This window comes from Phormidium pseudopriestleyi FRX01, assembly GCF_017313335.1.
Classification (GTDB): domain Bacteria; phylum Cyanobacteriota; class Cyanobacteriia; order Cyanobacteriales; family Laspinemataceae; genus Laspinema; species Laspinema pseudopriestleyi.
The window spans coordinates 1-8175 of sequence record NZ_JAFLQW010000058.1 but is presented as its reverse complement, the minus strand read 5'-3'; the positions used below and the strand labels follow the sequence as shown (position 1 = coordinate 8175).

General features: G+C 45.1%; 8 protein-coding genes. 7 read left to right on the top strand and 1 reads right to left on the bottom strand.

The features are described 5' to 3' along the window. Window positions 1-206 precede the first annotated feature (206 nt). Window positions 207-1604: an AAA-like domain-containing protein gene (locus J0895_RS02480; protein WP_207086558.1), complete on the bottom strand. Its 1398-nt coding sequence runs from the start codon at window positions 1602-1604 to the stop codon at window positions 207-209. Window positions 1605-2003: 399 nt separating this feature from the next. Here J0895_RS02480 and J0895_RS02475 point away from each other — a divergent pair, with 399 nt between their 5' ends. The 7 genes from J0895_RS02475 to J0895_RS02445 form a co-directional block, all read left to right on the top strand. After that, entirely contained in the window at window positions 2004-2384 is a 381-nt protein-coding gene (locus tag J0895_RS02475) for a hypothetical protein (protein WP_207086557.1), read from the top strand. A 418-nt stretch (window positions 2385-2802) separates the two neighbouring features. After that, window positions 2803-3864 carry an aromatic ring-hydroxylating dioxygenase subunit alpha gene (locus tag J0895_RS02470; RefSeq protein WP_207086556.1) on the top strand — a complete coding sequence of 354 codons (1062 nt, stop codon included), beginning with the start codon at window positions 2803-2805 and terminating at the stop codon, window positions 3862-3864. Window positions 3865-3932: 68 nt separating this feature from the next. Continuing rightward, complete coding sequence (locus J0895_RS02465; protein WP_207086555.1) at window positions 3933-4856, top strand: ferritin-like domain-containing protein; 924 nt, start codon at window positions 3933-3935, stop codon at window positions 4854-4856. A gap of 70 nt (window positions 4857-4926) precedes the next feature. Then, complete coding sequence (locus tag J0895_RS02460; protein WP_207086554.1) at window positions 4927-6156, top strand: P-aminobenzoate N-oxygenase AurF; 1230 nt, start codon at window positions 4927-4929, stop codon at window positions 6154-6156. Window positions 6157-6187: 31 nt separating this feature from the next. Next, window positions 6188-7237: an aromatic ring-hydroxylating oxygenase subunit alpha gene (locus tag J0895_RS02455; RefSeq protein WP_207086553.1), complete on the top strand. Its 1050-nt coding sequence runs from the start codon at window positions 6188-6190 to the stop codon at window positions 7235-7237. A 115-nt stretch (window positions 7238-7352) separates the two neighbouring features. Continuing rightward, window positions 7353-7640, top strand: a complete 288-nt coding sequence (locus J0895_RS02450) for a 2Fe-2S iron-sulfur cluster binding domain-containing protein (protein WP_207086552.1) — start codon at window positions 7353-7355, stop codon at window positions 7638-7640. Window positions 7641-7645: 5 nt separating this feature from the next. Further along, window positions 7646-8175, top strand: a 530-nt coding sequence (locus J0895_RS02445) for an aromatic ring-hydroxylating oxygenase subunit alpha (RefSeq protein WP_207086551.1), incomplete at its 3' end; no start/stop codon positions are given.

The window sequence follows — 8175 nt, the reverse complement described above, 5'->3', positions numbered from 1 at the left end:
GACCCCCCCTAACCCCCCCTTGCTAAGGGGGGGGATTAGAATTGGGATTAAGATGATTTGCCTTACTATTTAAGTGCACTTCCGGTCCCCTCCCCTTGGCAAGGGGAGGCGTCAGGTGGGGTTCCCGGACCTTGCCAAGGGAAGGGATTAGAACAGAATTTTATGGATCGGATAGCTTTACCATTAATCATCGGCTCAAGGTGTTATTAATTAACCGCCAAACGTACTGAGAAATACTGTCGATATAACTCAAATCTAGGGGTGACATTATTATCCTGTAACTGGACTAATCCCATACTATATAATTTAAAAGCGCGTTCCGAAGGAATTTTAACGGGTTTATTTGCCATCACCACATCGCGAAAGGCTGCTGCCAATTCGGGATGATGTTGGAGATTCCATAAATGTTGGCGGAGATGGTCACTAAATGGCCCTGCTTCCGTTGCCGCAATCTGGGAAAATTGCTCTAATGTCATGGGTTGACGACATAAAAAATCCAGGGATTTTCTGAGTAAATAGGGATGTCCCCCGATCGCACTCATCAAATGCCGAACTTCTCCCTCGGGGTCCCAGTTTAACTCATACCGTTGGGCTAAATCCTGCACCTGTAAGGCTGTAAATTCAGGCAACGGAAAGACAGCGCCTACGTTAGCAAGGGGGGAATGATTGATATCAAGGGCGCTATAAACTTCCGTGGAATGCACCACGATTAACCGCAGTTGTTTCCAGATGTCACCCCGGCGATCGCTGCGTCGGGCAATATCATACCAGGCGCGTAATAATCGACAAAAATCTGTGGCAATTTCCGGATGTTCAAATACTACATCAACTTTGTCTAAGGCTAAGACTAACGGGGTGGGTAATTGAGATAAGATATACTCCTCAAAATAAACCGTGCAATTATTATTACAGCCAAAAATATCGTCCCAATAGGTTGATAATTGATTGGGTAATCCAGATAATTGACCGACACTGGCGCAAAACCACTGCAAAAAGGTCCGCAAATCTGCAAAAACGGTACTATCGGCCAAATCAAAACTTAAGGTAACGGTGTGATAGTTGGCAGTTCGGGCTACTTCTAGGATGCGATCGAGTAGGGATGTTTTGCCCATTTGTTGAGGGGCTTTAATCCGGATTAATGCCCCCGGTTGGGCGATCGCAACTTGACATCGCGCTTCTATCGGTGGGCGGTGAACATAAAACCGCGAGTCCAAGGGAACCGAGCCTTCTGAACCGTCTAGAATGGGTTCCTGAAGCGTTTCTGGGGTGACCCAACCCTCGGTTTTTAGCAAAGACTCTCCCCCTGTCTGGGAATTGTTTAACGTTGCTTTCCAATGTCGTTCTAACGCGGTTTTAAAATTTTTCTTACTGACTTTTTCCCCTAATGAATCCGATAAGCGTTGCCAGAAATCTTTGCCAACCATCCGGTGTAAATAATTGGCTGCATATTCCGTATTTTCCGCAATTTCTTCGTAAGTTTTATCTTGCCAAGCACCCCGAAAAATCATCATCTCGATATCGGTGATATGCTTTCCCGTCTTGGCAAAAATGACTCGATCAGCTATTTTAAATGCTTCTTCAAAATTGATAGGAGTTTCCTGCATAAAGCTTAAAGTTTTAATAAAGAGAACGGGACTCTCCGGGGTAATAACTATTAATTGGTATTATATCAGGTTGCTGAGGTCGCCTAGGGCGCACAGCGGGTAGGAAGACAGCGACCCCTGATTTCCCAAAATTTAACGGAACCAGCCCAAATATAACGAATAAGTAATTGCCAACAGACAAATGAAAAAGGGCCTAGACCAAACAATCTCCCGGAGGAGTTGGAAAAATTTTTTTTCTGTCCGGATTTCCTGGGTCAGGAAAAGTAATAAAAAGTCATCAGCGATCGCCGTCCCAGGAGCCAAATGTCAAGATTTCATGACTTCTTGGCATTTCCTAGGTCATAAAAGGTATCGGCGATCGCCTAGACTATCATATACAGTACACCTGGGAGGGTGCTGATGTATTACGCTTACCTCACTGTCCCAAATCACGAGTTTGAAGAACTATTTCCCCAGGGAGTGCCTACCTTTGGTTTCACACCTGACGATTTCATGGAAATTTATGATGGATGCACCGGCGAGTTGGTGGATATCGAACCGGCCTTTCGCGTGAACCGCGCCGGGTTGACCTGGGACCAAGAACTCGCCCTCTTCCAAGAATACACTGCAACGATGAACGATCCTCTTTTTGTCAAAGGAATGTTTAAATTGTTGGACAGTGGCTGGTTTACCCTTCCCGAGTCCCAAGTCAAATCCGTCGTATGGCGCGATCGCGAAGAAATTTTTTGCTTTCAATATCATAAAAACAAAACAATGGATGCCAATCCCTTATTGACTTAGCTGTGTGTTCAAACAATGCCATATCCATTGTTCCCCTATCTCTCCAAACCAGCGGGTGAGATGAGGAATTTTTTCTTAAGTAAAATGTACCCAGGGAAGGGGATTGGCTTAGGGCCGTGGGTTCTCGGTGAACTCCCGAACCGTTTAAACTGTTGCTAATCCGAAGCATAGAGACCCTCTCGTTTTTCGTTTATTTTCATTTATGCCTATTCACAATAACAGGAGTAGAACCGGGTATGAGACTGGGTTCTGGGCCAGTTTCTGAACTGTCTGGTGAGGAGAACCCTCAAGTCTACTGGACCTGTTTTAATTAATCTATCAGCAAATTATGGCTTCAAATTATCCCCTAATTAGGGACTTTGAAGTTTGTTATAATCGATATCAAAACTCGATAAATTATTGAAAGAAAGGAAATCCCATGCTGCAATTTGAATCTCAACCCCTTTCAGATTTAGCCGAAAGTCTGCGGACCGTTCGCCAAGCCAAAACCTTTAATAATCCTGAACGATTTATCGAAGGATGGTACTGGGCCATCCGGTCTAAGGACCTAAAAATCGGTCAAGTCAAACCCATCACCCTCCAAGGTCGGGATCTAGCCATTTATCGAGGAACCGATGGCAAAGTTATGGCCTTAGATGCCTACTGTCCCCACATGGGCGCTCACTTAGCTGAAGGCAAAGTCGAAGGCAATGCATTGCGCTGTTTTTTTCATAATTGGAAATATGATGATCGCGGTTTGTGTGTCGAAAGTCCGGGTTTAGATAGAACGATTCCCGCAAAAGTTCGGTCCTGGCCGACTTCAGAAACCTACGGCCTAGTATGGGTTTGGACCGGCGAAACTCCCCGACATCCGGTGCCTTATGTTCCCGAGCTCGCCGGGAAAGATTGTGATGCGGGCTTTGGGTTAGGGTTCCGCAAAAACTGTCATCCTAATGTTGTGATGATTAATGCGATCGACGCCCATCATTTTAATACGGTTCACAATCTACCCGTTGAGGTCAAATTCGAGAAAGAAATCCTCAATGAAAACGCGATTATTTTTCACAACATGACCCGTGGGGGAGACCAATCTTGGTTTATTAAGCTGATTCGTCCCCTTTATCAAAATGAAATCACCTATAAAATGTGTTATTGGTATGGCAGTACCGGCACCGTGACCGTCGGGCCAGACTTTTTGCACTTTCACATTATGTTTAGTATCCGCCTGAAAGCCGACGGAAAAGCCGAAGGGCAAACGATTGCCATCACTGAGAAACGTCCAGGTTTGTGGGGATGGTTATTTAATCGAATTGTCCTGTGGATTACCTTGCTGGTGGGAAATTATTTTGCGAAAGGGGATACCAAATTGTTTGAAACGATTAAATTTGATTTAAAAACCCCGACCTTAGCGGATCAATCGATTATCGAGTTTATCGAACAAGTAGAAACACAAAAACCGCTCAAATGGGAAACTTGGGAGACAGTTGAGCATCTGTCATAACTGGGGTGACTCTGGGAAAAACCTAGGCTAGACTACGCCATAATGGAATGGTTCCCACGGAGTCACCGATGAGTCAATCTTTATTTACTACCGCGCAGTTTGACTTACCTCATGTTACAGAGGGCGATAAATTACATCGCCTTCTTTCTGCTGCTTTAAAAAGCCGAGTCGGCAATTCGTCCCAAATCCGCCAGTCCGTCACCCCAGCCTATTGGAATTCATCTTACTTTGGTCTGGATCAGGTGAAAATTTTTCAGGATTCCACTGGGGAAGAACAGCAGCAAATTTTGTATCAATGTAGCAATGCACTCCTGGAAGAAGCCTACTTTGTAGAAAAAGCGGGAGTGGGATACATGGCGAAAATGGTCATGCTGGCAGAAACGACAGAAGAACGGATGCTGTATGGTTTATTTGCAGCGGATGAAGCCACCCATTTAGCTCAAATTCGGCCATTTTTAGGCGATCGCGACCCTGTGGTAACGAGAGATCGCTTTTTAGAGTTACTCGCCGAAATAGTGGAGATGGAGGATAAAAGTGTTTTAGTCTTTGTGATTCAGGTGGTGTTAGAAGGATGGGGACTCAGCCATTATCGCCATCTCGCTAATGATTGTTGCGATCGCGAATTAACCCAGATGTTTCGCGGATTTCTTGATGCCGAGGCGCGACATCACAGTACCGGCGTCACCTTGTGCGATCGCCACCCCATCACCCCGCAATCCCAGAGTGCGATCGTCGAAACACTCACCTCATTTTTGCAGATGGTCCAAGTCGGACCCCAACGAGTCGTTCAGGCGATCGGTCAAGTCAAAGGGGATTTATCCCGTCCCCAACAAATCAAAATCTTCCAAGAATTAGACACCGAAACCCACAGCGGCACTCGCCTCCAACTCCTGCGATCGCTCCTACGTTCCGACCCAACCCATTCTATCATCAATCACCTAGAATCACAAGGCTCGTTCACCCCATTTCCCCCAGAAAAATGCATCTTTTAATAAAACCTATCCAATGTTCGTAGTAACGCCTTCAGGCGTTATCTCCCCCCTCCCCTCATTCCCCCACATTATGAACAACATTTTCAACGAACCCAAACCCAACACACTCCTAGAACACGAAAAAATTTACCGCAAACTCCAACTCAACTATCACCGCAATAAACAACAGGACCAAACCGCATTAATTGACCAAGCTGCCAGCGCCTTTTACTATTCCAATTGCCAACAGGAATACTGGAACCCCGAAGAATTTTCCCTCCTCTACGGAACCCCACTCTGGGACCAATCCACCCCCAGTCAACGCCTAATACTAAATCACCTCTACTGGGTTGCCTACTACTCCCAAATCATCTCCGCAGAAATTGCCACCATCCTGTTTAATCAAACCAGTGCTGCTGGACTTTATGCACAGGAAGACTTTCGCTTAGTTTGCGATATGCTCGACCTAGAATCCGCCCAAGAACGGGCGCATATAAACGCCTTTAAAACCATTTCAGAACAAGTAGAAGCGGCATTATTTGGCAAACGCATCTTCACCTATCCCATGCGCGGACCCTACACTGAAACAATGGTTTATGCCGATACAAACTCCCTAAAAACCTGGTGGAAACAACTACAACTCCGCTGCTTTGGAATGCTCTCTTCCGGGAATACATTTCTCGCTTGTCAGTATTTTACCGTGCGGGGAGTGCGAACCTTAAACGGGAAATTGGTTCAGCATAAGTTAAGCCAATATTATCAAAATCATTCCGACCAAGAGAATGCTCCAATTCCCGCTAAAATCTCTTATTATCATTTTTTAGATGAGAGCTTTCATTTTAACAGTTCCACCTTGTTATCCCATGAAGTAGTAAACTGTTTGAAAAAGCCCACCCAATTCGAGACTTTTGTCGCTAACTTGGGTTTGCGAGGATGTCAAAAAGACCATGCTCATTTTTCCGTAGCGATTAATGGGATATTTTGGTATGATCCGGCCCTTTATTCTGCAATTTATGAACTGTTGCGATCGCCCGTCTTTGCCATGAGTGATCCCGATGCCAAACAGATGATGCAGGATTGTTTTACTCAGGAAACCGCTGGACTTCATCGCAGCTATCAAACCCATCAAGAGGCCAGGGCATCCTATCAAGTCTATCTCGAAAAAGTTGATTATGCCTGGAAAAGTAACCGAGAAATGTCCATAATGGCAGCGAGTTCGATTCCTCGCTATCTAGCAACTCAGAAAAAAGCTCTCTCTCGGGATTTTGCGGCCCCCCTCTCCCGTCCTAATCGTCCTTTAATGCAAGTTGCTGTGCGTTAACTCCTATCCATTTCACCCCTTATAAAACACAATGAATTCCCGGCAAAATCAAAATACCCAACCCCAAGCTGAGATGCCAATCTTTAATAATTGGGAGGTGGTTACTAAAGGATGGTATATTGCTTGTCCCAGTGAAGAACTTCCCCCAGGGAAAGTAAAATCTTTGGAAATCTGTGGACAACAAATTGTGCTATTTCGGGGAGAAGATAGCAAAGTTCGAGCTTTAGATGCCTATTGTCCCCATTTAGGAACTGACTTAGGAATTGGGCGAGTGGAGGGGAATTTAATCCGCTGTTATTTTCATCATTGGGCCTTTGATGGAGAGGGAACCTGTCAGGACATTCCCTGTCAATCCAGCATTCCTGAAAAAGCGCGATTACAATCTTATGCCACGGATGAAAAATATGGCATGATTTGGGTTTATCCCGATGCGATCGCACCGGAAGGGGTGGCAGAATTCGATGAACTTAAGGGTAAAACAGTGATTGCAGTTCGCGATCGCCCGTTTGAACGCACCTGCCATCATCACATTTGCATGATGAATGGTATCGATGCCCAACATCTGCAAACGGTGCATAAAATTAATATTAATATGAACTTGACCTTACAGGAAAATGAATCGGGTAATTTGATGGATTTTACGCTCAGTGGGGAATTTCCGAATACCACCCCGCGAGAACAACTAGCGCGCAAATTTTTAGGTAAAAATTATGCCTATAGCATGAGATATCAGAATGCTTGTTTAGGGCTGTTAACCACAATGAAAAATGTTAAATATGTTCCACCATTGCACATGATTTATGCTTATCTTCCCGTTGAAACAGGGAAAATTAAGGTGCAAAATATTTATGTAGCCGCCCGTCGTCCGGGAATTTTGGGGTGGGTATTGACCTATTTTTTATTGTTTTGTACGAAGATGCTTTATTTGTTTTTAAAGGGGGAAGATGGGAAGATTTATGACAATATTCGCTACAATCCGAATACTTTGCTGAGTATCGATCGCCCGTTGGTGGAGTATATGAAATATGTGGAACGCTTAACGCCTTCGGTTTGGTCAAAAGTTCGGATTAAGGGGGAATAGGGTGTTTAAAATTAGGGGGTGTGTTTATGGCTGGATTATCAGGAGGCAGAGCCTCCAATTTGGCATTCCCACCGCAGAGCCTGGGAACGAGGAATAAATTACATGACGGGTGTTTATGAAACTTTGTTTTGTTAGATTTACGGGGACGAATTATCCACCCATTGCTTTACCCCAGCATGACAAATTGGCTAATTATTTGACCGTGCAAAATTCGCCTATTTTGTTTGGATGTCGGACGGGAATTTGTGGGACTTGTTTGTGCCAGATTGAGGGAAATATTCCCCCACCTAATATAGAGGAAGGGGAAGTTTTAGAAATTTTAGCACCGGGAAATCCTCAAGCGCGGTTAGCTTGTCAGGTGGATGTAACGAACGATATTGCGATCGCCCCTTTTGAGGCATGAAAATCATGGGATTTGAAGACTTTTGGTATGTGGTTGCCCTCAGTCCTCAACTGAAACCCAAAACGGTGCTCTCGCGCACGATTTTGGGGGAATGGTTGGCTATTTTTCGGGATGAGCAGGGGGACGTGGTGGCATTACGCGATCGCTGTATGCACCGCAATAGTCGCCTCTCTCGCGGCAAAGTCTGCGACGGAACGCTGCATTGTCCCTATCATGGATGGGTGTATGATAAATCCGGTCAAGTGGTAGCAGTTCCTGCAGAAGGAGAACAGTTTAAAACCCTTGCTTCCCGTCGAACTCATTCTTATCCAACCCAAGAAAAAGACGGATATATTTATGTCCGATTAGCAGAAAATCCCAGTCTTAATCTTGACCCCTTTCCCATGCCTTATTACGGCAAACCCGGATGGGAAACTGTGCGAGTGATTAACCGTTTTCGGAACAATGTGGCCAATTGTGCAGAAAACTTTATTGATATTCCCCACACCGCCTCGGTGCATCCTGGGGTATTTCGGAAACCGCAGCAAAAACAGTT

What these genes read in the sequence shown, in the direction of transcription:
- J0895_RS02480 (WP_207086558.1), bottom strand. Translation starts at nt 1,604, where the DNA reads ATGCAGGAAACTCCTATCAATTTTGAAGAAGCATTTAAAATAGCTGAT.
- J0895_RS02475 (WP_207086557.1), top strand. Translation starts at nt 2,004, where the DNA reads ATGTATTACGCTTACCTCACTGTCCCAAATCACGAGTTTGAAGAACTA.
- J0895_RS02470 (WP_207086556.1), top strand. Translation starts at nt 2,803, where the DNA reads ATGCTGCAATTTGAATCTCAACCCCTTTCAGATTTAGCCGAAAGTCTG.
- J0895_RS02465 (WP_207086555.1), top strand. Translation starts at nt 3,933, where the DNA reads ATGAGTCAATCTTTATTTACTACCGCGCAGTTTGACTTACCTCATGTT.
- J0895_RS02460 (WP_207086554.1), top strand. Translation starts at nt 4,927, where the DNA reads ATGAACAACATTTTCAACGAACCCAAACCCAACACACTCCTAGAACAC.
- J0895_RS02455 (WP_207086553.1), top strand. Translation starts at nt 6,188, where the DNA reads ATGAATTCCCGGCAAAATCAAAATACCCAACCCCAAGCTGAGATGCCA.
- J0895_RS02450 (WP_207086552.1), top strand. Translation starts at nt 7,353, where the DNA reads ATGAAACTTTGTTTTGTTAGATTTACGGGGACGAATTATCCACCCATT.